Genomic DNA, 1,133 nt, shown 5'->3' with positions numbered 1-1,133 from the left:
GCCCCACAGCTCGTCGGCAGACAGGTTCTGCGCAGGCGCGGTGGTGTAGTCGCCGCCGATGTTCTGGCTGCCGTCGCTCAGCCGGTGCCAGCCGTCCGGCGCGTTCACGTTCATGATGCGCGCTTCGCTGCCCACATTCCGGAACGTCAGATCCGACCAGGTGATGTTGTAGCCGTCCTTGATCAGGAAGGCCACGCCGATATCCTCGAAGGTGGTGTTGGTCACCGTGATGTCGTGCGGAATATAGCTGTCGGCGGTCGCGGCCGTGACCTTGCCGGTGTAATCCGTGAAGGTGGTCACGATCCCGCTGTTGGAGCCGGAGATATGGCCGCCGTCAATCAGGATGTTGCTGTTCACATGCGTGCGGGTCAGGTCGCCGGAGTCATGGATCGGGGACTTGATGTCCAGCGCGCTGAAGTTGTTGTAGAACACCGAGTCCTTGATCACCGCGTTCTGGAAGCCGCCGGTGGTGTCGATCCCGTCCCGGGTGTTGTTTTCAAACAGGCTCTCGATCACCCGGGTGCCGGAAATGTCGCCATCGAGCGTCTTGATGCCGTCGCCGACCGAGTCCTCGAAATGGCTGCGGTAGATCAGCGCGTCCGCCACGTCGCCGCTCATCCGCAGCTGGGCCCGCGCGCCGGTGAAATGGGTGCTCTCGACAACCAGGTTGGCACTGTCGTGGACATCCAGGAACTGTCCGATATTGCCCGAGAAGGTGCTGTTGATGACCGTGACATTGTCGACACCGTTGATGCCGATCGCCTGGGCCCGGTGGAAATCGACGCCGCGCTCCGGATTGAGGCCCTCGAAATCGGTGTCGGGGGCGCCGCTGGCGGTGATCGTGATGTTGTTGAGGGTCCCGCCATCGCCCATCAGGATCGTGCTGCTGTCCGAGGCATCGGTATTCTGCAGGTCAAACCCGCCGCCGTTCTGGGCCGCCAGGGTGACGCCGTCCGGCAGCTGGATCCCCGCTCCGGCATTCAGGTCGTACATATGGTCGAGAACCAGAGTGTCGCCGGGCTTCAGAATCTTGCTGGCCAGGTCCGCAAGCCGGCTCGTAACATTCTGACCAGCTGCCCAGCCCAAGTCGGAGGAATAGTAAACAGTCATAGGTGTTCCTTTCGCGGACGGCC

At 62.3% G+C, this 1,133-nt stretch carries 1 protein-coding gene; it reads right to left on the bottom strand.

Annotated features, from left to right (window positions below; genetic code table 11):
• On the bottom strand, positions 1–1,110 hold a 1,110-nt coding region (locus tag KUW17_RS23185), incomplete at its 3' end, for a right-handed parallel beta-helix repeat-containing protein (protein WP_222482654.1).
• Positions 1,111–1,133: the final 23 nt, after the last annotated feature.

Origin of the sequence: Leisingera aquaemixtae, from assembly GCF_019801145.1 — a bacterium.
GTDB lineage: Bacteria > Pseudomonadota > Alphaproteobacteria > Rhodobacterales > Rhodobacteraceae > Leisingera > Leisingera aquaemixtae_A.
The sequence above is the reverse complement of the archived record's forward strand: the minus strand, read 5'-3'. Positions and strand labels throughout refer to the sequence as shown.